The organism is Streptomyces sp. NBC_00376 (genome assembly GCF_036077095.1).
Classification (GTDB): Bacteria; Actinomycetota; Actinomycetes; order Streptomycetales; family Streptomycetaceae; genus Streptomyces.
In genome coordinates this window covers 3364325-3391054 of record NZ_CP107960.1, presented here as the reverse complement: position 1 = coordinate 3391054, position 26730 = coordinate 3364325, and the positions used below count along the sequence as shown (strand labels likewise).

Below are 26730 nucleotides of genomic sequence, written 5' to 3'. Positions count from 1 at the left end.
CCTGCGGGTGCTTCGTGGGTGGGTGCGCGGATCCGGCCGCGGCCGGATCAGATGCGTTCGAGGACCCGGGCCAGCAGCGCGCCCATGCGCGTGGCGGAGTCCCGGCCCGCCTGGAGCACCTCTTCGTGGTTGAGCGGCTCCCCGCTCAGCCCCGCCGCGAGGTTGGTGACCAGCGAGATGCCCAGCACCTCGGCGCCCGCCTCGCGGGCGGCGATGGCCTCCAGCACGGTGGACATGCCGACCAGGTCGCCGCCCATCACACGGACCATGTTGATCTCGGCCGGCGTCTCGTAGTGCGGGCCGGGGAACTGCACGTACACACCCTCTTCGAGGGTCTCGTCGACCTCCTTGCACAGCGCGCGCAGCCGCGGCGAGTACAGGTCGGTCAGATCGACGAAGTTGGCGCCGACGATGGGGGAGGCCGCCGTCAGGTTGATGTGGTCGCTGATCAGCACCGGCTGACCGGGGCGCATGCCCTCGCGCAGACCGCCGCAGCCGTTCGTCAGAACGACGGTCCCGCACCCTGCCGCGACGGCGGTACGGACCCCGTGCGCGACGGCGGCGACGCCCCGGCCCTCGTAGAAGTGCGTACGGCCGAGGAAGACCAGGACCCGCTTCTCACCGATCCGGTACGAGCGGATCGTCCCGCCGTGCCCCTGCACGGCGGGCGCCGGGAAACCGGGCAGCTCGGTCACCGGGAACTCGGCCTCCGGAGCGCCGAGCGCATCGCCCGCGGGCGCCCAGCCGGAACCCATCACGAGCGCGACGTCGTGGGTCTCGGCGCCGGTCAGCTCGCGCAGGCGGGCGGCGGCGTCGGCGGCGGCCGCGTACGGGTCGCCCTGGATGTAGTCCGGAATAACTGATGCGTTCACGCGGATGAGGGTAGCCGGTGATTCCCTACGCGCGTAGATGCCCTTGTGCAGAGTCTGTACACGCTTGCTCGTACATTCACACAAAAGCGCTGGCCGGACCGGTCAGCAGGGGCGCTTGCGAAGTTCCATCACATAGTCGTGCGGCGCGCCCGCGGACTCGGCGGCATCGGCGATCTCGCCCAGGTAGCGGGCGGACGGCAGCCCGCCCTCGTAGCCGTTCAGCACATACATCCAGGCCGGCTCCTCGCCGTCCAGGGTGTGCACCCGCACCCGCATCCGCCGGTAGATGTCGAGGCCGACACCCTCCCACCGGTCCATGGAGTCCTCGTCCATCGGCGCCAGGTCGTACAGCGCCACGAAGACCTGGGAACGGGGCGCCTCCACCACGGTGGCCAGCGCGCCCTCCCAGCCCATCTGCTCCCCGCCGAAGGTCAGCCGCCAGCCGTTGAGCCAGCCCGTGCCGCGCAGCGGGGAATGCGGTGCGCGGCGCGTCATCAGCCGCGCGTCGAGGTTGCCGGCGTACGCGGCGTAGAGCGACATGGGTTCGAGGGTACGGGAGGTGACGGCGGGAACGTCGATTCCGGTGCGGAAGACCACTCGCCGGGTTCCGCTTCCCGCCCCCGGGCCCCGGCGCGCACGCCCCGGCGCACGTATGGAGGGCCCCGGGGCGAAGCACCTTGGCGCGTGCGGGACAATGAAGTACGTACTGCATTCCCCCGGGGCGCTCCCCCGGACCCCCGGCCGGGGCAGCAGACGGCCGCGGGATGACATACGCGAGGCGGACTTTTCGTGACCCGGATCGTGATCATCGGCGGCGGACCCGGCGGCTACGAGGCGGCACTGGTGGGCGCCCAGCTCGGCGCGGAGGTGACCGTCGTCGACTGCGACGGCCTCGGCGGCGCGTCCGTCCTCACCGACTGCGTGCCCTCGAAGACCCTGATCGCGACGGCGGAGGTGATGACCACCTTCGACTCCTCGTACGAGGAACTGGGCATCATCGTCGCGGACGACACCCCGCACGTCGAGCAGGCCGCCCGCGTGGTCGGCGTCGACCTCGGCAAGGTCAACCGACGGGTGAAGCGCCTGGCGCTCGCCCAGTCCCACGACATCACCGCCTCCGTCACCCGGGCCGGCGCCCGCGTGATGCGCGGCCGGGGCCGCCTTGAGGGCCTCCAGGCCGCCGACGGCTCCCGCAAGGTCGTCGTGACCGCCGCCGACGGCACCGAGGAGACGCTCACCGCCGACGCCGTGCTGATCGCCACCGGCGGCCACCCCCGGGAGATCCCGGACGCGCTCCCCGACGGCGAGCGCATCCTGAACTGGACCCAGGTCTACGACCTCGACGAGCTGCCCGAGGAGCTCATCGTGGTCGGCTCCGGCGTGACCGGCGCCGAGTTCGCGGGCGCCTACCAGGCGCTCGGCTCGCGCGTCACTCTCGTCTCGTCCCGCGACCGGGTGCTGCCGGGCGAGGACCCGGACGCCGCCGCCGTGCTGGAGGACGTCTTCCGGCGCCGCGGCATGAACGTCATGGCCCGCTCCCGCGCCCAGGCCGCCAAGCGCGTCGGCGACCGGGTGGAGGTCACCCTCGCCGACGGCCGGGTCATCTCCGGTTCGCACTGCCTCATGGCGGTCGGCGCCATCCCCAACAGTGCGGGGATGGGCCTGGAGGAGGCCGGGGTCCGGCTCAAGGAGTCCGGCCACATCTGGACCGACAAGGTCTCCCGCACCAGCGCGCCGGGCGTGTACGCGGCCGGTGACGTCACCGGGATCTTCGCCCTCGCCTCGGTCGCCGCCATGCAGGGCCGGATCGCGATGTACCACTTCCTCGGTGACGCGGTGGCCCCGCTGGACCTGAAGACGGTCTCCTCGAACGTCTTCACCGACCCCGAGATCGCCACCGTCGGCTACACCCAGGCCGACGTCGACGCGGGCAAGATCGACGCCCGGGTGGTCAAGCTGCCGCTGCTGCGCAACCCGCGCGCGAAGATGCAGGGAATCCGCGACGGATTCGTCAAGATCTTCTGTCGGCCCGGCACCGGAATCGTGGTCGGCGGCTGTGTCGTCGCGCCGCGCGCGAGCGAACTCATCCATCCCATCTCGATCGCGGTCGACAACAATTTGACGGTAGAACAGATCGCAAACGCTTTCACCGTGTATCCGTCCCTGTCGGGTTCGATCGCGGAAGTGGCCAGGCAGTTGCACACCCGTAAGAGCACGGGCGAGGCGTAAGCGCCTTCGAGGACGCTGCATTCCCTGACGTCTCCCGGCATCTCCCGGCAACTCGGGTGCTCCGGTGATCGCCGTCCGGTCAGTACAGAACAACAACGGGGCCGCCTATATCACTTGGCGGCCCCTTGTATGTACAACTTCCGTTATTCGGCGCAAACTGCTGAAAACACTCGGGCGTCACGTTACTGTCAGTTTTGTGTTCGCTGCAGAACGTCGTCAGTTGATCCTCGAAATGGTGCGTGCCAACGGGGCGGTATCGCTCCGTGAGCTCGCCCGCGTCGTCCAGACCTCCGAAGTGACCGTACGGCGGGACGTGCGGGCACTGGAGGCAGAAGGACTCCTCGACCGCCGGCACGGCGGTGCGGTACTGCCGGGCGGTTTCACACGGGACTCCGGCATTCCGCAGAAATCCCATCTCGCCACCGCGGAGAAGACGGCCATCGCCGACCTGGCCGCCGGTCTCGTGGAGGAGGGCGAGGCCATCGTCGTCGGTGCCGGTACGACCACGCAGGAGCTGGCCCGCCGGCTCGCGCGGATTCCTGGCCTGACCGTCGTCACCAACTCCCTGCTGGTCGCACAGGCGTTGGCCCATGCCAACCGGGTGGAGGTGGTGATGACCGGCGGTACGCTGCGCGGTTCCAACTACGCCCTGGTGGGCAGCGGTGCCGAGCAGTCCCTCCAGGGGCTGCGGGTCTCTCGCGCGTTCCTCTCCGGGAGCGGGCTCACCGCGGAGCGCGGCCTGTCCACCTCCAACATGCTCTCCGCGAGCGTGGACAGGGCGCTGGTACAGGCCGCCGCCGAGGTGGTGGTCCTGGCGGACCACACCAAGCTCGGCTCCGACACCATGTTCCAGACGGTGCCGACCGACATCATCACCCGCCTGGTGACGGACGAACCCCCCGGCCACGACGACCGCGCCGCCACCGAACTGCAGGCCCTCGCCGACCAGGGGGTCCAGATCGCGGTGGCCGGTTCGGGCGGCGGCCCCGCATCGGCCGAGCCCCTCCCGCACGGCCGCCAGGGCCGCCGCGACATGCCCCTGCCCGGACAGCGCCGGACTCACGGGGGCGGGCCCGGGGGGCCGGGCCCGCAGCAGCTGCGGAGCGCGACGGTGATGGCGGAGCAGGGGGACCGGGCGAGGGTGGCGGACCTGCGGCGCCGATAGGGCCTCTCGTTTGGATCATGCCGGGCTCGCGTGCCCCGGTGCCGCACCTCGCCGCGTTGTCGTCGGTCGTCGACGCCCCTTCCCCAAGCTCTCGGCTCCGCTCGAGCAGGGGAGACCACATCCGGCTCCCTCCTCCCCCTTGCGATGCACGGCACCGGACCCCGCTCCCTGATCCGGCCTGATCCAAACGAAAGACCCTAGGCCCGCCGCGCGCGGCGGAGCCGCATATCGGTGACGCCGGGAAGGGGCGGGCAGGGGAACAGCCCCGCGCAGCGGACCACACGGCCTGCACGCCCCCCGCTCAACCCTCCTCCGCGCGCGCCCCCTTCAGTCCCTGCAAGGTCAGCATCAGCAACCGCTCCGCCAACTCCGGGTCTTCCGGCGACTGTTCGGCAGCCAGCGCGATCGCGTTCGTCAGCTGCAGAAGGTCGTCGATCGACACCTCCGGCCGCACGGCCCCGCTCGCCTGCGCCCGCCCCAGCAGCACTGTTCCCGCTTCGCGCAACGGCACATTGCACTGTGCCAGGGCAGAAGTGTCGTCCCGCGACGTCGACATGAGCGCCTGTGCGAGCCCCCGGTACTCACCCGCGTGGGTGATGATCGCGCTCAGCCACTCGACCAGGGCCCGGCACGGCTGCTCCGCCCCCGCGAGTTCACGGGAACGGGTGATCAGGGACGTCACCGCCTCCTGGAAGACCGCGTTCATCAGCGCGTGCCGGTTCGGGAAGTGCCGGTACAGCGTGCCGATCCCCACGCCCGCGCGCCGCGCGATGTCCTCCAGGGACGCGTCTGTGCCGTGCTCCGCGAAGGCGGTCCGCGCCTCGCTCAGCAGCCGGTCGTAGTTCCGGCGCGCGTCGGCCCGCATGGGCCGGGGCGGCGTCTGTGCCGTACTGATCGTCATGGCGCGGTCGTCCCTTCTTCCGCCTCGGGTCCAGGATGCCACCACGCGTCCGAGGGAGTGACCGCACGACCGGGTCCCCCGGGAAGACGTACGTCTTCCCGGGGGACCCGGTCGTGCGGAACAACGCGTCGATCAGTCCTTGATCTCACAGATCACGGCGCCGGAGGAGACCGAGCTGCCGACCTCGGCGGCGAGGCCCTTGATGGTGCCGGAGCGGTGCGCGTTGAGCGGCTGCTCCATCTTCATGGCCTCCAGGACGACGATCAGGTCGCCCTCCTGGACCTCCTGGCCCTCTTCGACGGCGATCTTGACGATGGTGCCCTGCATCGGGGACGCCAGGGTGTCGCCGGAGACCGCGGAGCCGGACTTCTTGGCGGCGCGGCGCTTCGGCTTGGCGCCCGCGGCGAGTCCGGTGCGGGCCAGGCTCATGCCGAGCGAGGAGGGCAGGGAGACCTCCAGGCGCTTGCCGCCGACCTCGACCACGACCGTCTCGCGGCCGGCCTCCTCCTCGGCCTCCGTGGCGGCCGTTGCGGTGAAGGGCTTGATGTCGTTGACGAACTCGGTCTCGATCCAGCGGGTGTGGACCTGGAACGGTTCGCTGGTGAAGGCCGGGTCGGTGACGACCGCGCGGTGGAACGGGATGGCGGTGGCCATGCCCTCCACGTTGAACTCGGCCAGCGCACGGGCCGCGCGCTGCAGCGCCTGCTCACGGGTCGCACCGGTCACGATGAGCTTCGCCAGCAGCGAGTCCCAGGCCGGGCCGATGACCGAGCCGGACTCCACGCCCGCGTCGAGGCGGACACCGGGGCCGGTCGGCGGGGCGAAGGCGGTGACGGTGCCCGGGGCGGGCAGGAAGCCGCGGCCGGGGTCCTCGCCGTTGATCCGGAACTCGAAGGAGTGCCCGCGCACGGCCGGGTCGTCGTAGCCCAGCTCCTCGCCGTCGGCGATGCGGAACATCTCGCGTACGAGGTCGAGGCCGCTGACCTCCTCGGTCACCGGGTGCTCGACCTGGAGGCGGGTGTTGACCTCCAGGAAGGAGATCGTCCCGTCCGTGCCGACGAGGAACTCCACCGTGCCGGCGCCGACGTAGCCGGCCTCCTTCAGGATGGCCTTGGACGCCGCGTACAGCTCCGCGTTCTGCGCATCGGACAGAAACGGTGCCGGGGCCTCCTCGACCAGCTTCTGGTGGCGGCGCTGGAGCGAGCAGTCACGGGTGGAGACCACGACCACGTTGCCGTGGCTGTCGGCCAGGCACTGCGTCTCGACGTGGCGCGGCCGGTCGAGGTAGCGCTCCACGAAGCACTCGCCCCGGCCGAACGCCGCGACGGCCTCACGGACCGCGGAGTCGTACAGCTCCGGGATCTCCTCCAGCGTGCGGGCCACCTTCAGCCCGCGACCGCCGCCACCGAAGGCGGCCTTGATCGCGATCGGCAGCCCGTGCTCCTCGGCGAACGCCACGACCTCGGCGGAACCCTCGACCGGGTCGGGCGTGCCGGCCACCAGCGGAGCCCCGGCGCGCTGCGCGATGTGCCGGGCGGCGACCTTGTCGCCGAGGTCCCGGATCGCCTGCGGCGGCGGGCCGATCCAGGTCAGGCCGGCATCCAGCACGGCCTGCGCGAATTCGGCGTTCTCCGACAGGAAGCCGTAGCCCGGGTGGATCGCGTCGGCACCGGAGTCCTTGGCAGCCTGGAGCACCTTGGCCATGTCCAGGTAGCTGGCGGCCGGGGTGTCACCGCCCAGAGCGAATGCCTCGTCGGCCGCACGCACATGCAGAGCGTCGCGGTCCGGGTCTGCGTAGACGGCCACGCTCCCGATCCCGGCATCCCGGCATGCCCGAGCAACACGGACAGCAATTTCGCCACGGTTGGCGATGAGCACCTTGCGCACGATGGCTCCCTCCTTGAAACAAGCTGAGTTTAGGGACTACCGACACGGCCCTACGACCCGTCCCCAATGGTGAGCTTGCCCACACGGAGTGTGATTCGAGGCTTGCTCAAGTCGCGAAATCCCTTGTGGCACCACGGTACGCCGGGTTTCATAACCGCACAGTAGCCACGAGGTGTGGTCCAGGTCTCTGTTCGGGCGAGCTGTGACCCCGCGCGTTTCTTTGTCGAGTCCCCACTAATGGGCGAACGATTCTTTGCCCGACGCGCCCGGGGCCGCAACAGCGGGGTGCGGGACGAGTGCGCCCACGTGCGCCACGAGCGCGGGGCGGAAGCGGAGATCGCCGGGCCCTTGTCCGGAGCGTTACCGGTTAGTAGGGTCCGCGCTATCTCACGTACTGCAGGTAACAGGGGGTGAACACCGTGGTGCGCAGACCGGTGGCGTTCGTGGCCGCGATCGTGCTGTTCGCGGAGGCCGTGGGCATCGTGCTCATCAACGGCATCCTGGCGACGGTCGTCAAGAACCAGGACATGTCACTGGCCGGGATGGACCCCGCCGTCATGTCGAACGGCACCTGGGCGATGGGCGGCGTCTTCGGCCTGTACCTGCTGCTGTGCGGGCTGTTCCTGCTGCTGGCCGGCGCCCGCGACCGGGCCCCCGGCCGGTTCGCCCGCATCGTCCTGATCATCTGCGCCGTGGTGCACGCGGTGCTGGGCGCGCTGACGGTCGGGCTGATCGGCTGGGCCGCGTTCGCGATCATGATGGTGGTGCTCGGGCTGATAGTGCTCACACTGGTGGCGTACGGCACCCGGTCCGAGGAGCCCGCCGACGACGACGCCGGAGCGGGCGCTCCGGCCGCCGTCTGACCGGTCCGGCCCGAGCCGGATCCGAGTCGGGTCCGACTCGTTCCCGAGCCGGACCCGTCACGCGTCAGACCCAGAGTTCGGTGACGGAGATCCCCAGCTCGCCCAGCAGCCGGCGCAGCAGCGGCAGCGAGAGCCCGATGACATTGCCGTGGTCGCCCTCGATGGCGTCGACGAACGGTGCCGAGCGGCCGTCCAGGGTGAAGGCGCCCGCGACGTGGAGCGGCTCGCCGGTGGCCACGTAGGCGGCGATCTCGGCGTCCGTCGGTTCGCCGAAGCGGACGGTCGTGGAGGCGGTCGCCGAGGCGGTACGTCCGGTCGCGGTGTCGATCACGCTGTGGCCGGTCTGCAGCACGCCGGCCCGGCCGCGCATGGACTTCCAGCGGGCGATGGCCTCCTCGGCGTCGGCCGGCTTGCCGAGCGCCTCGCCGTCGAGTTCGAGCACCGAGTCGCAGCCGATGACCAGGGCGCCCGCCGCCTCCGCCCGGCCCGCCACCGCCGCCGCCTTGGCCTCGGCGAGCACCAGCGCCAGCTCGGCCGGGGTCGGGGCGCTCAGCGCGTCCTCGTCCACCCCGCTGACGATCACCTCGGGCGCGAAGCCGGCCTGCCTCAGCAGACCGAGACGGGCGGGGGAGGCGGAGGCGAGCACGAGACGGCGCTGATCAGTCATACGGGCCATCGTAGAAGAGCCGCACCGGCCCCGGCCCCGTACGGCGGCCTCCGCGGACCGGCCCCGGACCCGCCCGTCAGCGCATCCCGATCGCGAACATCGCGACCACCATCGCGAGAGCGAGAACCAGCCAAGCGCGACGCATCATGTCCTGGGCGTCGCGCAGTTCCTTCGGAGGCTTGTTCTCGGGGTCGGACCACAGCATGGAAACGATCCTGCTGCCGTGGCGGACGGTGCGCCTGAGTACGGGTACTCAGCCGCCGTGGTGCGTACGGACCAGATCGCGCCCGGACGCACCGGAGGCCCGGACCCAAAGGGGCCCGGACCTCCGGAAACGTGCGCGAAGGGCTGCTCCCGCGCCTACCCGGGCCAGTACGTCCGGGCCCAGGCCCGGGGCCCCGGCAGATGGCGTGTGCGCCGGGCGATGCGCCCCGGGTCGGACCACTGGCCGGGCAGCGCCGACCCGGTGGCCGGACCGCCGGCCGACTCGTCGGGCGACGTCGTCGCGGCGGCGCGCGCCCGCACCACCGCCAGTGCGGCTGCCAGTTCCTCCGGGGTCGGGTTGCCCCGTACGACCTTGATCATGGCCAGGACCCTTTCTAGAGGGGGATGTTGCCGTGCTTCTTCGGGGGCAGCGACTCCCGCTTGGTACGCAGCTGGCGCAGCCCCTTCACGATGTGGGCGCGGGTGTCGGACGGCATGATCACCGCGTCGACGTAACCGCGCTCGGCCGCCACGTAGGGGTTGAGCAGGGTGTCCTCGTAGTCGGCGATCAGTTCGGCGCGGGTGGCGTCCTGGTCCTCGGCGGCCGCGATGGTGCGGCGGTGCAGGATGTTCACCGCACCCTGCGCGCCCATCACCGCGATCTGGGCGGTCGGCCAGGCGAGGTTGATGTCGGCGCCGAGGTGCTTGGAGCCCATGACGTCGTACGCGCCGCCGAACGCCTTGCGGGTGATCACCGTGATCAGCGGGACGGTCGCCTCGGCGTAGGCGTAGATCAGCTTGGCACCGCGGCGGATGATGCCGCCGTACTCCTGGTCGACGCCGGGCAGGAAGCCCGGGACGTCGACGAAGGTCAGCACGGGCACGTTGAAGGCGTCACACGTGCGGACGAAGCGTGCGGCCTTCTCGCTCGCGTTGATGTCCAGGCAACCGGCGAACTGCATCGGCTGGTTGGCGACGATGCCGACGGGGTAGCCCTCGACGCGCCCGAAGCCGGTGACGATGTTCGGCGCGAACAGGGCCTGCGTCTCCAGGAACTCGCCGTCGTCCAGCACGTGCTCGATGGCGGTGTGCATGTCGTACGGCTGGTTCGCCGAGTCCGGGATGAGGGTGTCGAGCTCGCGGTCCTCGTCCGTGGTGGCGAGGTCTGCCGCCTCGGGGAAGGCGGGCGCCTCGGACAGGTTGTTCGAAGGGAGGTACGACAGCAGCGACTTGACGTACTCGATGGCGTCCTTCTCGTCGCCCGCCATGTGGTGCGCCACCCCGGAGGTGGTGTTGTGGGTGCGGGCGCCGCCGAGCTCCTCGAAGCCGACGTCCTCACCGGTGACCGTCTTGATGACGTCGGGGCCGGTGATGAACATGTGCGAGGTCTGGTCGACCATGATCGTGAAGTCGGTGATCGCGGGGGAGTAGACCGCGCCGCCCGCGCACGGTCCGACGATCAGCGAGATCTGCGGCACGACACCCGAGGCGTGCACATTGCGGCGGAAGATCTCGGCGAACAGACCGAGTGCGGCCACGCCCTCCTGGATCCGGGCGCCACCGCCGTCGTTGATGCCGATGACCGGGCAGCCGGTCTTCAGCGCGAAGTCCATCACCTTGACGATTTTCTCACCGTAGACCTCGCCGAGCGAGCCGCCGAAGATGGTGAAGTCCTGCGAGTACACGCAGACGGGGCGGCCGTCGACCGTGCCGTAACCGGTGACGACGCCGTCCCCGTAAGGGCGGTTCTTCTCGATGCCGAAGTTGGTCGAGCGGTGCCGGGCGAATTCGTCGAGCTCCACGAAGGAACCCTCGTCGAGCAGCAGTTCGACCCGTTCCCGCGCGGTCAACTTGCCCTTTGCGTGCTGCTTCTCCACCGCGCGCGCGGAGCCCGCGTGCGCGGCCTCGTCGATGCGGCGCTGCAGGTCCGCGATCTTGCCCGCGGTGGTGTGGATGTCGGTCTCTTCCGGCTCGGACATCGGGTGGCGGCTCCCTGCCTGGTCACGGGGACGACTGTGCTGCTGAACAGGTACTGAAACACCTACTGATCCGTAGCGTATCGGCGCGGATACGGTTCGGCAGTGCGTCGTTTGCCACACCTAGTCTGGCTTGCATGACACCTTCGGATGCGTCACAGAGCCGTTGGTCGGACCTGGACCGACCGCCCCTGAACGTCCCCGCGCTGCGCCGCGGACTGCTGCGGCCGGGCGGGCTGTGGACCTCGCTCGACGTCGTGGAGACGATCGGGTCCACCAACTCCGAGCTCGCCCGGCGAGCGGCGACCGGGCTCGACGAAGGCACCGTGCTGGTCGCCGAGGAGCAGACCGCCGGCCGCGGCCGCCTCGATCGCACCTGGACGGCTCCGGCCCGTTCGGGCCTGTTCTTCTCCGTCTACCTGAAGCCGGGCGACGTCCCCGCCGAACGGTGGGGCTGGCTGCCGCTGCTCACCGGCGTCGCCGCGGCGACCGGCCTGGCGAAGTCCGCGGGCGTCGACACGGCCCTGAAGTGGCCCAACGACGTCCTGGTCACGGTGGAGGGCGTGGAGCGCAAGGCGGGCGGCATCCTGGCCGAGCGCGCCGGGGACGGCGTCGTCGTCGGCATGGGCCTCAACGTCTCCCTGCGCGCCGATGAGCTGCCCGCACCCACGGCCGGCTCGCTGGCCCTGGCCGGTGCCGTGTCCACCGACCGCGAGACGCTGCTGCGGGGCGTGCTGCGCTCGCTGGAGCACTGGTACGGCCAGTGGCGCGCGGCGGACGGCGACGCGGCGGCGAGCGGCCTCCAGTCGGCGTACGCGGCGGGCTGCGCGACGCTGGGCCGGACGGTACGGGCCCAGCTGCCCGGCGACCGCATCGTCGTGGCCGAGGCCGTGGCGATCGACGGCGACGGCCGCCTGATCCTGTCCACCGAGGACGGCCTCCAGGAACCGGTATCGGCCGGCGACATCGTCCACCTGCGGGGTGTGGGGGGCGGTCTGGTCTGAGGCGGAGGCGAAGGGTCGGTCCGGCTCACCCAGGAAGCGTTCCGGGAGGCGTCAGGGCTTGAAAACCATGCCCTCCTGGAAACCACCCACCGGCCGCAACCACCCACGCCCCCCGGCTCACCCAGGAAGCGTTCCGGGAGGCGTCGTGGCTTGAAATCCGCGCCCTCGTGGAAACCACCCACCGGCCGCAACCACCCACGCCCCCCGGCTCACCCAGGAACATTCCCGGACGCCATAGGGGCGTGAGCTTCGGCACACCTGCCGTATCGTTGAGGCGATCCACCGACAGATCGGCAGGGCAGTGCGCAGGGAACGGGCAGGAGGCGGCTGGTGACCGTCGACGACACGACCTCCGGTGCGGGCACGCAGCCCCCGTCGGAACCCTCGGTCCACGCGACACCGCATCACGAAGTCGACCATACGGCGGAACCGACCGACGACCCCCTCGCGATCCGGCTGGAACAGCTGATCCTGGGCGCCGACCGTCGTTACACGCCGTTCCAGGCGGCCCGTACCGCCGGTGTCTCGATGGATCTGGCCTCCCGGTTCTGGCGGGCCATGGGCTTCGCCGACATCGGGCAGGCCAAGGCGCTCACCGAGGCCGATGTGCTGGCGCTGCGCCGGCTCGCCGGTCTCGTCGAGGCGGGGCTGCTCAGCGAGCCGATGGCGATCCAGGTGGCCCGGTCCACCGGGCAGACCACCGCCCGGCTGGCGGAGTGGCAGATCGATTCCTTCCTGGAGGGGCTGACCGAGCCGCCCGAGCCCGGAATGACCCGTACCGAGGTCACGTACCCGCTGGTCGAGCTGCTGCTTCCGGAGCTCCAGGAGTTCCTGGTCTACGTGTGGCGGCGCCAGTTGGCCGCCGCCACCGGGCGGGTCGTCCAGGCCGCCGACGACGAGGAGATGGTCGACCGCCGCCTGGCCGTCGGCTTCGCCGACCTCGTCGGGTTCACCCGGCTGACCCGGCGGCTGGAGGAGGAGGAGCTCGGCGAGCTGGTCGAGGCCTTCGAGACCACCTCGGCGGACCTGGTGGCCGCCCACGGCGGCCGCCTCATCAAGACCCTCGGCGACGAGGTCCTCTTCGCCGCCGACGACGCGGGCACCGCGGCCGAGATCGCGTTGCGCCTGATCGAGGCGATGACCCAGGACGAGACCATGCCGGCGCTGCGCGTGGGCATCGCCTTCGGCACGGTCACCACCCGGATGGGCGATGTCTTCGGCACGACGGTGAACCTCGCCAGCCGGCTGACGTCGATAGCGCCGAAGGACGCCGTGCTGGTGGACGGGGCGTTCGCGGAGGAGCTGACCCGTACCGGCGACGCCCCGGCCTCCGAGGCGCAGGCGGCCCAGGAGGCCGCGGTGGCCGAGAAGGAGCGCCAGGAAGGCGTGGAGCCGGCCGTCGTGCCCAAGTACCGCTACGGGCTCCAGCCGATGTGGCAGCGCCCGGTGCGCGGGCTCGGCGTGGTGGAGCCCTGGCTGCTGGCCCGCCGCGGCTCTTCCTGAGCCCGGCGCCTCGCGGGGCCGGGAAGCCGGGCCGGCCTCACCCCTGACCACTGGCCGGGCCGCGCCATAGGATCCCTCCGGTAACGATCGTTAACCGGAGGGGTGCAGTCATGACCGTCACGTCCGAGCAGCGGTTCGGGGAGTTCGTCGCCGTACGGGTCCACGAGGGGCAGGAACACGTCGCCGAGCTGGTGCTCGACCGGCCCAAGGCGATGAACGCGGTGTCCACCGACATGGCCCGCTCGATCGCCGCCGCCTGCGCCGCGCTCGCCGTCGACCCCGGCGTACGGGTCACCGTCCTCACCTCCAGCCACGAGCGGGCCTTCTGCGTGGGCGCCGACCTGAAGGAACGGAACTCCTTCACCGACGCCGAACTGCTGCGCCAGCGCCCGACCGCCCGCGCCGCGTACACCGGTGTGCTCGAACTGCCGATGCCGACCATCGCCGCCGTGCACGGCTTCGCGCTCGGCGGCGGGTTCGAGCTGGCCCTGTCCTGCGACCTGATCGTCGCCGACCGCACGGCCGTGGTCGGCCTGCCCGAGGTGTCGGTCGGTGTCATCCCGGGCGGCGGCGGTACGCAGTTGCTGCCGCGACGGATCGGCGCGGCGCGCGCCGCCGAGCTGGTCTTCACGGCCCGGCGGTTGGAGGCGGCCGAGGCGCTCGGCCAGGGGCTGGTCGACGAGCTGGTGGAGGCCGGGCAGGACCGGGCGGCCGCACTGGCGCTCGCGGGCAGGATCGCCGCCAACTCCCCGGTGGGGCTGCGGGCCGCGAAGCGGGCGCTGCGGCTGGGGCACGGCCTCGATCTGAGGGCCGGTCTCGAAGTCGAGGACGCCGCCTGGCGGTCGGTGGCCTTCTCCGGCGACCGGGCCGAGGGCGTGGCCGCGTTCAACGAGAAGCGCAAGCCGAACTGGCCCGGCGAGTGACGCCGCATGACTTTATGCAACTGAATAGACACGCAGTGAAGGTGGTCGGTACTCGAAACTGATCAAATCACCACAAAACTACATAAGCTGTAGCGATGGGTGGTGATGATGCACGGCTGCGGGCCGTGGTTTCGCTTGCGCAGACGATGGCGGCGGCACACACCCCGCGGGGGTCGTGGCGAGCGGCTGCGCTGGGGGCGTGCGAGGCGCTGGGCGGCAGTTTCGCCGCGCTCTCCGTGTGGGAGCGCGGGCGCGGGCAGCTGCGCGTGCTGGTGAACGCGGGCGAACGGGCCGAGGGGGAGGAGGAGTTCCCCGAGGCGGAGGCGTATCCGGTGCACCAGTTCCCGGAGATCACCGAGTTCCTGCACGAACGGTGGGCCGGGGGTGGTGAACCGGACGCCTGGGTGGAGACCGCCGACGGCACGGCGGACGCGGGCGCCGGGGTGCGGGAGTACGGGAGCGGGTACGGCCGGGAGCGGGTGGCCGCGCTGCGCCGGCGCGGGCGCGGCTGCTGCGTGATCGCGCCGATCGTGCTGCACGGGCGGGCCTGGGGCGAGCTGTACGTGGCCCGCCCGGTGGGGGCGCCGGTGTTCGGGCGGGAGGACGCGGACTTCGCGACCGTGCTGGCCGCGGTCGTCGCCGCGGGGATCTCCCAGGCCGAACGGCTCGAAGAGGTGCGCAAGCTCGCCTTCACCGATCCGCTCACCGGTCTGGCCAACCGCCGCGCCGTCGATGTGCGGCTCGACGAGGCGGTGGAGCGGCACCGGGCGGACGGGGCGGTGGTCAGTCTGGTCGTCTGCGACCTCAACGGGCTGAAGCAGGTCAACGACACCCATGGCCACGCGGTCGGCGATCGCCTGCTGGAACGTTTCGGCTCGGTGTTGTCCCGCTGCGGCGCCATGCTGCCCGGCGCGCTCGCGGCGCGGCTCGGCGGCGATGAGTTCTGTCTGCTCACGCTGGGCCCGGAGGTCGACGACGTGGTCCGGGTGGCCACCGAACTCTGCGAACGCGCGGCCGAGTTGGAGCTCGGGGACGGGGTGGCGTGCGGGATCGCGTCGACCGGTGATCCGATCGGCCCGGTGGTGTCGGCGCGGCGGCTGTTCCGGCTGGCGGACGCGGCCCAGTACCGGGCGAAGGCGGCCCGTTCGGTCAAGCCGGTGGTGGCGGGGCGGGACGGCGAGGTGCTCCGGCTGGCCGACGCGCCGCCCAGGTCCCCGCACGACCGCCGCCACCTGCGCGGCAGCCGGCCCTGAGCGCCGCACCGGCCGGTAAGGGGTCAATCGCGCAACCACTGGTGACATGAAGAGATTCAGTCCGTACGCTTTTGAATATGGATATGCGCAAAGTGGTGGTGGAGACGTCCGGTACCACCGCTCAGGACGTCATCGCCGTGGCCCGCGGCAACGCCCGCGTCGAGCTCTCCGCAGCCGCCGTCGACGCGCTCGCCGCCGCCCGCGAGATCGTGGACGCGCTCGCCGCCAAGCCCGAGCCGGTTTACGGCGTCTCCACCGGGTTCGGGGCGCTGGCCAGCCGGCACATCGGCCAGGATCTCCGCGCCCAGCTCCAGCGCAACATCGTCCGCTCGCACGCCGCCGGCATGGGCCCGCGCGTCGAGCGCGAGGTCGTCCGCGCGCTGATGTTCCTGCGGCTGAAGACGGTCGCCTCCGGGCACACCGGCGTACGCCCCGAGGTCGCGCAGACCATGGCCGACGTCCTCAACGCGGGCATCACGCCCGTCGTCCACGAGTACGGCTCGCTCGGCTGCTCCGGCGACCTGGCCCCGCTCTCCCACTGCGCCCTGACGCTGATGGGCGAGGGCGACGCGGAGGGCCCCGACGGCACCGTGCGCCCCGCCGGCGAACTGCTCGCCGCCCACGGCATCACCCCGGTCGAGCTGCGCGAGAAGGAGGGCCTCGCCCTCCTCAACGGCACCGACGGCATGCTCGGGATGCTCGTCATGGCCCTGGCCGACCTGAAGATCCTCTACACCTCCGCCGACATCACGGCCGCGCTCTCCCTGGAGGCGCTGCTCGGCACGGACAAGGTGCTCGCCCCGGAGCTGCACGCCATCCGCCCGCACCCCGGCCAGGGCGTCAGCGCCGACAACATGCTGCGGGTCCTCGCAGGCTCCGGCCTAACCGGCCACCATCAGGACGACGCGCCCCGCGTGCAGGACGCCTACTCGGTGCGCTGCGCCCCGCAGGTCAACGGCGCGGGACGGGACACCCTCGACTACGCCGGGATCGTCGCCGCCCGCGAGCTGGCCTCCGCCGTCGACAACCCCGTCGTCCTTCCCGATGGCCGGGTCGAGTCCAACGGCAACTTCCACGGCGCCCCCGTCGCGTACGTACTCGACTTCCTGGCGATCGTCGCGGCCGACCTCGGCTCCATCACCGAGCGCCGCACCGACCGGCTGCTGGACAAGAACCGCTCGCACGGGCTGCCGCCGTTCCTCGCCGACGACGCCGGGGTGGACTCGGGCCTGATGATCGCCCAGTACACCCAGGCCGCCCTGGTCAGCGAGATGAAGCGGCTCGCCGTGCCCGCCTCGGCCGACTCGATCCCGTCCTCCGCGATGCAGGAGGACCACGTCTCCATGGGCTGGTCGGCCGCGCGCAAGCTCCGTACCGCCGTCGACGACCTCGCCCGGATCGTCGCCGTGGAGCTGTACGCGGCGACCCGCGCCATCGAACTGCGCGCCGCCGGGGGCCTCACCCCCGCGCCCGCCTCGCAGGCCGTCATCGAGGCGCTGCGGGCCGCGGGCGTCGAGGGCCCGGGACCGGACCGCTTCCTGTCGCCGGACCTGGCCGCGGCGGACGCGTTCGTACGCGCGGGGAAGCTGGTCGCGGCGGTCGAGCCGGTGACCGGCCCGCTGCACTAGTCCGTCAGGCGGGCCGGGTTTCGGTGCGGCGTGCCGAGTGGGAGACGAACGCCGCGCCGATGCCCAGGAACGCCACTCCGCCGATCAGATACGGGGTGGTGTCGATGCCGGTCCCGGTGTCGGCCAGCCTCGGAGCGGCCGCGGTGTCCCCGGCGGAGGTGGCGGTCGGTCCGCTCCGGTTGCCCGACGGAGCGGCCGGTCCGTCCGTCGCGTTGGCGGACGGTACGAACCAGAGGGCGGCCAGCAGTATGCCCGCGGCGGTGGCGGTCAGGAGCGGGCGGCGAGCGACGACCACGGAATCGATCCCCTTGTCACGGCCGTGAGTTAGTCATGTCCGCCGATGCTAATGAAAGCAGCGGGTCGCGGGAAAGCCGGAAGCGCGAGGAGCTTACGCTCCGGCACATGAGCACTTCTGAGACATCACAGTTTGTTCGGCTTCGAGTCGAAATGGTGCTGGAGATCACCGACCCCGCCGCCCTCAGCGGCACCGCTTTGGAGTCGATCGCCGCCGAGTACGGGGAGCCGGGCGGGGAGCCGGCCGAGGAACGCATGCACGCCGAGGCCGCCGTACGGGAGGACGGCGCGGAGGCCCTCGCCTCCCTCGTCGACCCGTTCGACCTGGTCGGCGAGGTACCCGGGGTCGAGCTCGCGCAGGCCTCCTGGAGCAGCGAGACCATCGACTACGACCCCGACGACCCGGACGCCTGGGACCTCGACGAGGAGGACGGCGAAGAGGAGTACGAGGAGGACGGCGTGGGGAGCGGTGGCGGCGTCCCGCACAATGGGTGAGGACGACGACGGTCACGTCGCCGCGAGCGGCGGGACCAGCAGCTGGTGAACACCGGCCCCGGACCGTTTTCGTACGCGGTCCGGGGCCGTTTCGTTCGCCGGCCGCTCCTACGGGACCGGCGTCGGGAACCACCGCAACCGCGGACGCGTCGATGAGTGTTGTTCCCCACATCTTTCGTGGATGTGGAACGGAGGACCCTTTCCATGGGTTCTAGGACCAATGACGGGTTCCGCCGGTCGACGGCGGCTCCGCTCGGGGTTTATGGGGATTCGGCAACGATGGAGAAGCGTGTGATGACGGACAGCAAGCGGCGCAGGGGCCTGATGGCCGCGTCCGCACTGCTCGGCGGCGTTCTGGTGCTCACCGCCTGCAACGACACGAGCGGCAGCAGCGCCGAGAGCTCGAAGAAGTCGCAGGCGGCCGAGGTCGACAAGGCCGCGGCCCAGGACGCCTCGGAAGCTCAGATAGCGATCTCGCCGAAGAACGGCGCGACCAACGCGAGCATCAACAACGACGCCAAGGTCGCCGTCACCAAGGGCACGCTCTCCGAGGTCACCATGACCACGGCGGCCGGGGACGCCGTCAAGGGCACGCTCTCCGCCGACGGCAAGAGCTGGAAGCCGGACGTCCAGCTGGAGCGCTCGACCACGTACAAGATCAGCGCGACGGCGAAGGACTCCAAGGGCCGCGAGGCGCACGAGAACTCCTCCTTCACCACCGTCTCGCCCGCCAACAGCTTCATCGGGAACTTCACCCCCGAGGACGGCTCCACCGTCGGTGTCGGCATGCCGGTCTCGATCAACTTCAACAAGGCGATCACGGACAAGAAGGCCGTCCAGGACGGCATCACCGTGACGTCCAGCAGCGGCCAGGAAGTCGTCGGCCACTGGTTCAACTCGCAGCGTCTCGACCTGCGTCCGGAGAACTACTGGCAGGGCGGCTCCACCGTCACGCTGAAGCTGGCGCTGGACGGCGTCGAGGGCGCGGACGGCGTCTTCGGCGTCCAGCAGAAGACGGTCACCTTCAAGGTCGGCCGCAACCAGGTCTCGACGGTCGACGCCAACACCAAGACGATGACCGTCACCCAGGACGGCAAGACGATCAAGACCATCCCGATCTCTTCCGGCTCCTCCGAGAACCCCACGTACAACGGGCAGATGGTGATCTCCGAGAAGTTCAAGGAGACCCGGATGAACGGTGCGACGGTCGGCTTCACCGACGACGACGGCAAGGGCGAGTACGACATCAAGGACGTGCCGCACGCCATGCGGCTGTCCACCTCGGGCACCTTCATCCACGGCAACTACTGGGGCGCGCGGTCGATCTTCGGCAGCGCCAACACCAGCCACGGCTGCGTCGGCCTCGCCGACGTGAAGGGCGCGGGCGACGCCAACCAGCCCGCCGCCTGGTTCTACAACAACTCCATCGTCGGCGACGTGGTCATCGTCAAGAACTCCCCGGACAAGACCATCACCCCCGACAACGGCCTCAACGGCTGGAACATGAGCTGGGCGGAGTGGACGGCGGGCTCCGCGGCCTGACCCGGCCCGCGCGCCCATCCCCGGCGCGGCCCGAACCCCGCATGGAGGCGGCGGCACCCGGATCCCCTCGGATCCGCGGTGCCGCCGCCTCCTGCGTCGGCTGCTCGCCGACGAGCCCACCGGCAACCTCGACGAGTCGATGCGGGACGAGGTCATGGAGGTGCTGGAGACCATGTGGAAGGAGCACGGCCTGACCTTCGTCATGGTCACGCACGACAGTGCCATCGCCCGGCGGGCACCCAGGCTCGCGAACATCCGCAAGGGCAAGGTCACCATCACGGAGAACGCGGCGGCCTGACCGGGCAAGGGACTTGAGGAGGGGGCCGGCGCCCGTGGGCAGGTGCCGGGCATGCGGGCCCGGTCTCAGCGGTGGGCCCGGGCGTCCACGGTGGCGGCCCGGTGGGCGGCGAGGTCGCTGCGGCGGACCTGGCGCAGGCCCAGCGGATCGGCGCGCAGCTCACCGTTCCCGCCGTTCCAGAGGGTGGTGCGGGGCAGCACACCGGGGCCCGAGAGGAGCGAGCGCAGCCCGTACCAGGGTTGCAGCGGCAGCCAGCAGAGCCCGTACAGCCAGCGCAGCAGCAGCGGCCAGGGCCCCGGCCGTCCGGCGTCGGGCAGTCTTACCACCCGTATCCCCATGATCAGCTTGCCCGCGCCGGCTCCGGTGAGCGCGGTGAGGACCACATGGTTGAGGAACGAGAACACGAGCGCCGGGCCGAGCAGCAGGCCGGCCGCCTCGGCGGAATCGGCCCTGTGCACGTACGGCCGGGCCAGGATGCCGACGGTGACCAGGCACAGGTAGCAGTCGAGGCCGACGGCGAGGTAGCGGCGCATGTCGCCCACCCGTGGCGGTAAGCACGCCGTGCGCGGCGCGGTCCGGTACCCCGGCGAGGGCGGGAGGGCCGGGCGAGCTGCCGGCAACGGTGATCCGGCGAGGTTCCGGGTACGTCTCGCCACCCGTGGAATTGTCATGACGGCATCATGTCTGATGAGCCGTCACCATGCCCCCGGGAACCGCGCGTACGCCGCCCGGCGGCCCGCATTAGTCTCACTGCCATGACCACCGCCATCACCGCCATGATCACCGCAGTCGTCGGGGTGCTCGGCACCCTCCTCGCACCGGTGTTCGCGCAGCGGCTGACCGTGCGCCAGCGCACCGAGGAGACCCGACTGGCGGACGAGCGGCGGAAGTTCGAGGAGCGGCGTACCCAGTACACGGCCATGAACCGGGCCTCCCGGCAGTTCCACACCCTTCTCAAGGACGCCCTGCACCGCATCCGCGACGGCGTCTACACGGAGCAGGAACGCAACCAGCTCGAAGAGGCCCGCCTCGACCACCGCGACCGCTACGCCGAGGCGCAGATGATCGTCCCCGAACGGATACTGCAGGCCTCCCGCGACCTCAACCGGGTGCTCGCCGGCGGTGACGCCGTCGTCAAGCGCCTGGACCGGGGCGTCGCCCGCGACGGCGAGAACGTCGGACAGGCCCTGGAAGACCTGAAGGCGGCCGACCCCTGCCTCGACACGATGTGGCGGCTGATGCGCCAGGACCTGGGCATCACGGACTGACTCCCGGGCCCCGCCCGTGAAGCTCGCCCCGCCCCCTCAGCAGGACCCGAACGGCCACAGCCGGTAGTGCGAATCGAGCCGGTACTCCCCGCCGTGCTCCACCGTCAGCCGCGTCCACTCGCCGTCCTGCCGCAGGCACCCGCCGCCGTCCGCCCGCAGCCACGGCGAGTAGGCGATCCGTACCGTCACCGACCCGGCGGCGGGCATCCGTACCACCAGGGAGGCGTCGTCCCCGCGTACGACGGAGCCCGGAGCGGAGATCAGCGGTACGGACTCGCGCACCCGGTAGATCCGCCATCCGGCGTTTTGCCACACCGGCTCCAGCCAGTCGGCGCCGCGCCGGACGATCTCCGCCTCCGCCTCGGCGGGCCCGTCCGGCCTGCCGCTGTGCAGCACGACCAGGCCCACGCCCCACCGGTCCAGCCAGGCCCGGTACGTCGCCGGGGCCGGCTTCCCCTGGTAGAACAGCCGCCCGCGCTCCACGTCGAGCTGCCGGTTCCAGCCGCGCGCCATGTTCACGTACGGGGCGAGGACCGTCGCCTCGCGGTGGTTGCGGGCCGGCACGACCTCCACCCGGGTCCGCCCGGCGCCCAGCCGGCGCAGCTCGGCGACCACGCCGTCGGTGTGTGCCGCCCAGGCGGGCACGGAGCCGGAGACCCGCAGGTCGTCATCGGTCTTGCCGGCCAGCCAGGCCGAGTTGTACACCAGCATCCCGGCCAGCAGCACGGCCGCGCCGCCCCGCGTCCACCCGGGGCCCCTCGTCAGGACGGCCGCCAGCGCCGCCAGCAGCACGGGCGGACCGGCCAGCCCCACCAGCCGCTCCACGTTCGTCCCGATGGGCGAGGCGATCAGGAAGGTCAGCACGACGCCGACCGCGTACACCGCGGCCGCGAACCGGACCACCCGCCAGCCGCCCTCGCGCGGCGCCGCCGGCCACAGCACCGCACAGGCCGCCAACGGCATCCACAACCTGCCCGCCGCCATGGGCTGTTCACCCGTGAACGGGAAGAGCAGCGTCGTCGCGGCCACCACCACGAACGGCGGCACGGCGAGCCCGGCCGCCCGCCGCCACTGCCGGTCCAGCCCGTACGCCGCGCCCGCCACCACCAGGAACAGCCCCGCCACCGGACTCGCCGCCGTGGCCAGCGCCGCGCAGCCCGCCGCGATGCCCGTGCGGCGGCGCCGTACGTACACCAGCGCGACCAGCCCGATCGCGACGCCCAGCGCGAACGTGGTGCGCCCGGACGCGACATTGCACCAGAGCGTCAGCGAACCCAGCACCGCGACCGCGCCCGGCCACCGCACCCCGCTCCGTACACAGAGCCGCCCCAGCGCCCACGACCCGCAGAGCCCGGCGGCGACGGTCACCGTCCGCACCCCGGACACCGCCATGAGCGGCGGCGTCAGCAGGCTGTAGTTGGCGGTGTGCATCCCTCCGTACCAGGAGAGGTTGTACGCGGACCCCGGATGCCGGGAGGCGAAGCCGGCCCAGGCGAGCTGCGCCGCCAGATCACCGCCGCCGGTGGCCAGCACCAGCGCCCAGAGCAGGTACAGCGGCACGACGACGAGCACCGCGATCCCAGGCACCCACCACAGCGCCGGATCCTCGGCGGTACCGGCGGAGGCCGGCCCGTCCTCCGGCCGGCCCTCCCGGGCGAGTTTTGCTACGCGCGGTCCGGTGCGCTCGGTGATCCCCACCCGGCAAACCCTAGTAAAACAATCCGGACCGGGCCGCAGCCTCCGCGTTGCCAGGGTCCGTGGTGTAGCCGGCTACACCACGGACCCGGGGGGCCGGCCCCTCGTGGCGGCCGCCTCCCGCCAACAGAATGGAGACATCACCCGGCGACACGGCATCACCCCGGTCACCCACACGGAGGAACCCCATGAAGGCACTGCTGTGGCTCGCGCTCTGCGCCGCGCTCGCCGCGAACGTCGCGCTCAACCTGATGGAGAACAACGCTCTCCACATCGTGCTGAGCGTGGTCTCGGGGCTGGTCGTCATCGCCTCCGGAGCGGGGTTGTGGATGCTGCGACGCGAGGCGCGCGCGTAGAGGCCGTCCCCCCCCTGCTCGGGTCCCCTTGAAAGAGCCACCGGGGCGGCTGGGACAATGGGTGGGCCACAACGGTTCAGTACGTCGCTTTCGTGAGCCGCAGAGCGTGCGAAGTCTGGGCGACGCCCTCAATGGGGAGGGGGACCGCCGGCGCCCCCGGGACGGGGGGCGTCTTCGCGCGCATGCCCACCGACGGAAGGTCTTGACCTGATGCAGGCCACCCCTGATTCCGTAACCCCGCACGCCACCGAGAACAGCATCATCGAGCCGCTGTACGCCGAGATCCTCCGGCGCAACCAGGGCGAGAAGGAATTCCACCAGGCGGTACGGGAGGTCCTGGAGACCCTCGGCCCGGTCCTCGCGAAGCGACCGGAGTTCGTGGACGCCAGGATCATCGAGCGCGTCTGCGAGCCCGAGCGCCAGCTGATCTTCCGGGTGCCGTGGTCGGACGACTCCGGTGACATCCACGTCAACCGCGGCTTCCGGGTCGAGTTCAGCAGCTCGCTGGGTCCGTACAAGGGCGGGCTGCGCTTCCACCCCTCGGTCAACCTCGGCATCGTGAAGTTCCTCGGCTTCGAGCAGATCTTCAAGAACGCGCTCACCGGCATGCCCATCGGCGGCGGCAAGGGCGGCGCGGACTTCGACCCCAAGGGCCGCTCGGACGCCGAGATCATGCGGTTCTGCCAGTCGTTCATGACCGAACTCCACCGCCACCTCGGTGAGTACACCGATGTCCCCGCCGGTGACATCGGCGTCGGCGGACGCGAGATCGGCTATCTGTTCGGCCAGTACAAGCGGATCACCAACCGCTACGAGTCCGGCGTCCTCACCGGAAAGGGCCTCGGCTGGGGCGGCGCCCAGGCGCGCACCGAGGCGACCGGCTACGGCTGTGTCATGTTCACCGCCGAGATGCTGCGCAGCCGGGGCGAGTCCCTCGACGGCCAGCGCATCGTCGTCTCCGGCTCGGGCAACGTCGCGATCTACGCGATCGAGAAGGCCCAGCAGCTCGGCGCGACCGTGGTGACCTGCTCCGACTCCACCGGCTACGTCGTGGACGAGAAGGGCATCGACCTCGCCCTCCTGAAGGAGATCAAGGAGGCCGGCCGGGGCCGCGTCTCGGAGTACGCGGAACGCCGCGGCGAGCACGTCAAGTACGTCCCCGGCACGGGCGTCTGGAACGTTCCCTGCGACGTGGCCCTGCCCTGCGCCACCCAGAACGAGCTCCACGAGGCCGACGCGGTGGCCCTGGTGCGCAACGGCGTGAAGGCGGTCGCCGAGGGCGCCAACATGCCCACCACGCCGGAGGCCGTACGCGTCCTCCAGGAGGCCGGAGTGGCCTTCGCCCCCGGCAAGGCCGCCAACGCGGGCGGCGTGGCCACCAGCGCCCTGGAGATGCAGCAGAACGCCTCGCGCGACTCCTGGACCTTCTCCCACACCGAGGAGCGCCTCGCGGAGATCATGCGCCACATCCACGACTCCTGCTACACCACCGCGGAGCGCTACGGCAGCCCCGGCAACTACGTGGTCGGCGCCAACATCGCCGGCTTCGAACTGGTCGCGGACGCGATGCTGGCCCAGGGCCTGATCTGATCCGGCACCCCTGACACATGACCGTGGCCCGGCTGCTCCGCGCGGAGCAGCCGGGCCACGGCCGTGTGGGGACAGCCGGCCGACGAAGCCGATGCGGCTCGGACCACTACCACTGACGGACATTGCTCGGCGGACATTGCTCGGCCCCATCGACGCATTCGGTGCCTGGGCCTTCGAGTACGGCGACGAGATCATGGCCGCCCAGGGCCGAAACAGCGCCTGGACCCCGCAGGCCCGGCGCCTGACGCCGCCGCAACGTCAGCCGGCCGCGCCGCCGTTCAGACGTCGCCGGAAGGTCTCCGCCACCCCCGTGTTCACGACCACCACCACCCCGAAGAACACCGCGGCCACCGAATGCCCCACGGCATGCACCGCGTACACACCACCACCGAGCACCACCGCCTTGACCAGCAGAACCCCTGCGAGCGGCGGCCGGAAACGCGCACGAGGCGCGGCGAACATCCCCCATATCAGGGCGGCGACAGCGGGCGCCCCGATCCCCAGCAGCAACCGGGCAGCCACACCGTCCCCGGTGACGAAACCCCACCAGGCCAGAGCGGCCAATGCCGCCACCTCGACGACGAACGCGAGCAGTTCATTGGCCATGAGCCAGGCCGGACCGGTCGGTGTGGCAGCAGTGCCGCGCCCTTCGCTCGTCATCAACGGGAACTCCTCTTCGCACGGTGGTCGACCGGGGTGGCCCGACCCCGCAGTCCAGCAAGGAGGCGAAGATCCTGTCAAAGCCGTCGGCGTGCCGTCGAGTCGAGTCGGATCGAACCCTGAGCCGGCCTGGGACGGGGGATGTCCGCCGAGCAGACCGGACCGCTCAGACGCCGGGTGGGCCGACTCGGGTGTAGGTATCGCCGATACTGGTGCCACCCGGGGTGACGACCCTGACGGTGACCGCGCCCAGCACGCCGGGCGGCGCCGTGGTCGTCAACTGGGTGTCGGAGACCACGGTGAAGCCGGCTGGCACACTTCCGAACAGCACTGCGGTGGCATACGTCAGTCCGGAGCCTGTGACGGTCACCGTGTTCCCGCCTGCCGACGGTCCCTGGTCGGGTACCAGACCGGCGAGCACCGGGACGCCCAGATACAGGTAGGTGACGGCGTTGCTCGTGCCGCCGGGCGTGGTGACGCTGACCGGTACGGTGCCGCTGACACCGGGCGGCACCGTCGCTCTGATCTCCGTGGCCGAGAGAATGGCGGAGGGGGCGGACGCCGTCGAGCCGAAGCGAACCGTCGTGGCCTGGAGGAGATTCGCCCCGGTCAACGTCACGGCGTTGTTGCCGCCCACCTGACCGGAGCTGGGGGCGACGCTGTTGAGGACCGGTGCGCCGAGGTAGTAGTAGGGGACGGCTTGAGTGCTGGTACCGCCGGGCGTGGTGACCGTGACGGCGACCGGCCCCGGGCCGCCGGTGGGGACCACCGCGGTCAGCTGGGTCGCCGAGACGAAGGTGAACGCAATCGCCGTGTTCACGCCGAAACGAACAGAGGTCGTACCGGTGAAGCCGGTTCCGGACAGGGTGACGGTGTTCTGGCCCGCGAGCGGTCCCTGGGCAGGAGCCACACTGCCCAGAACCGGAGCGGCGACATACGCGTAGGAGATACCGGCGCTGGTGCCGCCCGGGGTGGTGATCGTGACACTCAGCGGGCCGGCGGGAGCGGCGGGGGCGATCGCGGTGAGCTGTGTGTCGGAGACGGTGATGAACGCGGCGGCCGTGGTGCCGAAACGGACCGAGGTGGCGCCGGTGAAGCCGGTCCCGGTCATCGTGACCGTGTTCCCGCCTTCGACCGGCCCCTGGGTGGGGGTGAGGGAGCTGATCGTGGGCGTCGCGACCGTTACGGCCGCCGCCGGGAATGGACTGCTCGTCGTGATCGCGTGGGCCGCCGCGGCCGTCGACGGCTGCGCAGCGTGGGGCATTGAGTTGTCGGAGTGCTCCACTGCCGTTCTCCTGTCAGGGTGGTGTGAGCGGGGTGTTGGACAGGACGTCATGGACGGGGGGTGTTGTGGGCGGGACGGGACGAGGGGACCGGAATATGAGGGCCGGGCGCCGCCCGGACCTCCTGGCCGGGCGCCGCCCGGACCTCCTGGCCGGGCGGCGCGAGCGAGTGGT

Annotated in this window: 26 protein-coding genes and 2 pseudogenes; 15 read left to right on the top strand and 13 right to left on the bottom strand. The window is 71.3% G+C overall.

Annotated features, from left to right (window positions below; translation table 11 throughout):
• Positions 1-47: 47 nt before the first annotated feature.
• Both OG842_RS15040 and OG842_RS15035 read right to left on the bottom strand, forming a co-directional pair.
• Entirely contained in the window at positions 48-872 is an 825-nt protein-coding gene (locus OG842_RS15040; protein WP_266730159.1) for a purine-nucleoside phosphorylase, read from the bottom strand.
• Between the two features lie 102 nt (positions 873-974).
• Positions 975-1412: a gamma-glutamylcyclotransferase gene (locus OG842_RS15035; RefSeq protein WP_072486709.1), complete on the bottom strand. Its 438-nt coding sequence runs from the start codon at positions 1410-1412 to the stop codon at positions 975-977.
• Positions 1413-1661: 249 nt separating this feature from the next.
• On the opposite strand from OG842_RS15035, the gene OG842_RS15030 reads away from it, so the two are divergent.
• Positions 1662-3101, top strand: a complete 1440-nt coding sequence (locus tag OG842_RS15030) for an NAD(P)H-quinone dehydrogenase (RefSeq protein ID WP_266730157.1) — start codon at positions 1662-1664, stop codon at positions 3099-3101.
• A 196-nt stretch (positions 3102-3297) separates the two neighbouring features.
• Positions 3298-4266, top strand: a complete 969-nt coding sequence (locus OG842_RS15025) for a DeoR/GlpR family DNA-binding transcription regulator (RefSeq protein WP_266730155.1) — start codon at positions 3298-3300, stop codon at positions 4264-4266.
• 301 nt (positions 4267-4567) lie between these two features.
• Here OG842_RS15025 and OG842_RS15020 read toward each other — a convergent pair whose 3' ends face one another.
• Positions 4568-5167 (bottom strand): TetR/AcrR family transcriptional regulator, encoded by a 600-nt coding sequence (locus tag OG842_RS15020; RefSeq protein WP_266730154.1) that lies wholly within the window; start codon positions 5165-5167, stop codon positions 4568-4570.
• 132 nt (positions 5168-5299) lie between these two features.
• The gene (locus tag OG842_RS15015) at positions 5300-7054 is read right to left on the bottom strand and encodes an acetyl/propionyl/methylcrotonyl-CoA carboxylase subunit alpha (RefSeq protein ID WP_266730152.1); all 1755 of its coding nucleotides are present in this window, start codon (positions 7052-7054) and stop codon (positions 5300-5302) included.
• Between the two features lie 410 nt (positions 7055-7464).
• Here OG842_RS15015 and OG842_RS15010 point away from each other — a divergent pair, with 410 nt between their 5' ends.
• A complete protein-coding gene (locus tag OG842_RS15010; protein ID WP_266730149.1) occupies positions 7465-7917 on the top strand; it encodes a hypothetical protein in 453 nt (150 codons plus the stop codon).
• Between the two features lie 64 nt (positions 7918-7981).
• Here the strand turns inward: OG842_RS15010 and OG842_RS15005 are convergent, their stop codons facing one another.
• The 4 genes from OG842_RS15005 to OG842_RS14990 all read right to left on the bottom strand — a co-directional run bounded on the left by OG842_RS15005 (position 7982) and on the right by OG842_RS14990 (position 10767).
• Positions 7982-8593 (bottom strand): nucleoside triphosphate pyrophosphatase, encoded by a 612-nt coding sequence (locus OG842_RS15005; protein ID WP_266730148.1) that lies wholly within the window; start codon positions 8591-8593, stop codon positions 7982-7984.
• A 67-nt stretch (positions 8594-8660) separates the two neighbouring features.
• Positions 8661-8789 carry a morphogenic membrane protein MmpB gene (gene mmpB, locus OG842_RS15000; RefSeq protein WP_266730146.1) on the bottom strand — a complete coding sequence of 43 codons (129 nt, stop codon included), beginning with the start codon at positions 8787-8789 and terminating at the stop codon, positions 8661-8663.
• A gap of 155 nt (positions 8790-8944) precedes the next feature.
• Positions 8945-9169: an acyl-CoA carboxylase epsilon subunit gene (locus OG842_RS14995; RefSeq protein WP_266730145.1), complete on the bottom strand. Its 225-nt coding sequence runs from the start codon at positions 9167-9169 to the stop codon at positions 8945-8947.
• A 14-nt stretch (positions 9170-9183) separates the two neighbouring features.
• Positions 9184-10767 carry an acyl-CoA carboxylase subunit beta gene (locus OG842_RS14990; protein ID WP_266730143.1) on the bottom strand — a complete coding sequence of 528 codons (1584 nt, stop codon included), beginning with the start codon at positions 10765-10767 and terminating at the stop codon, positions 9184-9186.
• 134 nt (positions 10768-10901) lie between these two features.
• On the opposite strand from OG842_RS14990, the gene OG842_RS14985 reads away from it, so the two are divergent.
• The 5 genes from OG842_RS14985 to hutH all read left to right on the top strand — a co-directional run bounded on the left by OG842_RS14985 (position 10902) and on the right by hutH (position 17075).
• Positions 10902-11768 carry a biotin--[acetyl-CoA-carboxylase] ligase gene (locus OG842_RS14985; RefSeq protein ID WP_328512254.1) on the top strand — a complete coding sequence of 289 codons (867 nt, stop codon included), beginning with the start codon at positions 10902-10904 and terminating at the stop codon, positions 11766-11768.
• 330 nt (positions 11769-12098) lie between these two features.
• Entirely contained in the window at positions 12099-13271 is a 1173-nt protein-coding gene (locus tag OG842_RS14980) for an adenylate/guanylate cyclase domain-containing protein (RefSeq protein WP_266730140.1), read from the top strand.
• Between the two features lie 110 nt (positions 13272-13381).
• Complete coding sequence (locus OG842_RS14975; RefSeq protein WP_266730138.1) at positions 13382-14194, top strand: enoyl-CoA hydratase/isomerase family protein; 813 nt, start codon at positions 13382-13384, stop codon at positions 14192-14194.
• Positions 14195-14289: 95 nt separating this feature from the next.
• A complete protein-coding gene (locus OG842_RS14970; RefSeq protein WP_266730136.1) occupies positions 14290-15447 on the top strand; it encodes a GGDEF domain-containing protein in 1158 nt (385 codons plus the stop codon).
• 77 nt (positions 15448-15524) lie between these two features.
• On the top strand, positions 15525-17075 hold the full coding sequence (gene hutH / locus OG842_RS14965) for a histidine ammonia-lyase (protein ID WP_266730134.1): 1551 nt from the start codon (positions 15525-15527) through the stop codon (positions 17073-17075).
• Positions 17076-17079: 4 nt separating this feature from the next.
• Here the strand turns inward: hutH and OG842_RS14960 are convergent, their stop codons facing one another.
• Complete coding sequence (locus tag OG842_RS14960; RefSeq protein WP_266730132.1) at positions 17080-17370, bottom strand: hypothetical protein; 291 nt, start codon at positions 17368-17370, stop codon at positions 17080-17082.
• A 107-nt stretch (positions 17371-17477) separates the two neighbouring features.
• Between OG842_RS14960 and OG842_RS14955 the strand changes: the two genes are divergently transcribed.
• From OG842_RS14955 to OG842_RS14945, 3 genes and pseudogenes are all read left to right on the top strand, one after another.
• Positions 17478-17864, top strand: a complete 387-nt coding sequence (locus tag OG842_RS14955; RefSeq protein WP_266730130.1) for a hypothetical protein — start codon at positions 17478-17480, stop codon at positions 17862-17864.
• 279 nt (positions 17865-18143) lie between these two features.
• On the top strand, positions 18144-19406 hold the full coding sequence (locus OG842_RS14950) for a L,D-transpeptidase (protein WP_266730128.1): 1263 nt from the start codon (positions 18144-18146) through the stop codon (positions 19404-19406).
• Positions 19407-19506: 100 nt separating this feature from the next.
• A pseudogene (locus OG842_RS14945) lies at positions 19507-19704 on the top strand (ABC transporter ATP-binding protein); the annotation flags it as partial.
• Between the two features lie 65 nt (positions 19705-19769).
• Here OG842_RS14945 and OG842_RS14940 read toward each other — a convergent pair.
• Positions 19770-20237, bottom strand: coding sequence for an RDD family protein (locus OG842_RS14940; protein WP_266730126.1), 468 nt, complete (start codon positions 20235-20237; stop codon positions 19770-19772).
• A 222-nt stretch (positions 20238-20459) separates the two neighbouring features.
• Between OG842_RS14940 and OG842_RS14935 the strand changes: the two genes are divergently transcribed.
• Entirely contained in the window at positions 20460-20972 is a 513-nt protein-coding gene (locus tag OG842_RS14935) for a hypothetical protein (RefSeq protein WP_266730124.1), read from the top strand.
• A 36-nt stretch (positions 20973-21008) separates the two neighbouring features.
• Here OG842_RS14935 and OG842_RS14930 read toward each other — a convergent pair whose 3' ends face one another.
• Positions 21009-22559 carry a hypothetical protein gene (locus OG842_RS14930; RefSeq protein ID WP_266733598.1) on the bottom strand — a complete coding sequence of 517 codons (1551 nt, stop codon included), beginning with the start codon at positions 22557-22559 and terminating at the stop codon, positions 21009-21011.
• 296 nt (positions 22560-22855) lie between these two features.
• On the opposite strand from OG842_RS14930, the gene OG842_RS14925 reads away from it, so the two are divergent.
• The 3 genes and pseudogenes from OG842_RS14925 to OG842_RS14915 form a co-directional block, all read left to right on the top strand.
• On the top strand, positions 22856-23023 hold the full coding sequence (locus tag OG842_RS14925) for a hypothetical protein (RefSeq protein WP_266730122.1): 168 nt from the start codon (positions 22856-22858) through the stop codon (positions 23021-23023).
• 210 nt (positions 23024-23233) lie between these two features.
• Positions 23234-24613, top strand: a complete 1380-nt coding sequence (gene gdhA / locus OG842_RS14920; RefSeq protein ID WP_266730120.1) for an NADP-specific glutamate dehydrogenase — start codon at positions 23234-23236, stop codon at positions 24611-24613.
• A 130-nt stretch (positions 24614-24743) separates the two neighbouring features.
• Positions 24744-24830, top strand: a pseudogene (locus OG842_RS14915) (winged helix-turn-helix transcriptional regulator); the annotation flags it as partial.
• Between the two features lie 41 nt (positions 24831-24871).
• On the opposite strand, the gene OG842_RS14910 reads toward OG842_RS14915, so the two are convergent.
• On the bottom strand, positions 24872-25273 hold the full coding sequence (locus OG842_RS14910) for a YrdB family protein (protein WP_266730119.1): 402 nt from the start codon (positions 25271-25273) through the stop codon (positions 24872-24874).
• A 166-nt stretch (positions 25274-25439) separates the two neighbouring features.
• Positions 25440-26558 (bottom strand): IPT/TIG domain-containing protein, encoded by a 1119-nt coding sequence (locus OG842_RS14905; RefSeq protein ID WP_266730118.1) that lies wholly within the window; start codon positions 26556-26558, stop codon positions 25440-25442.
• Positions 26559-26730: the final 172 nt, after the last annotated feature.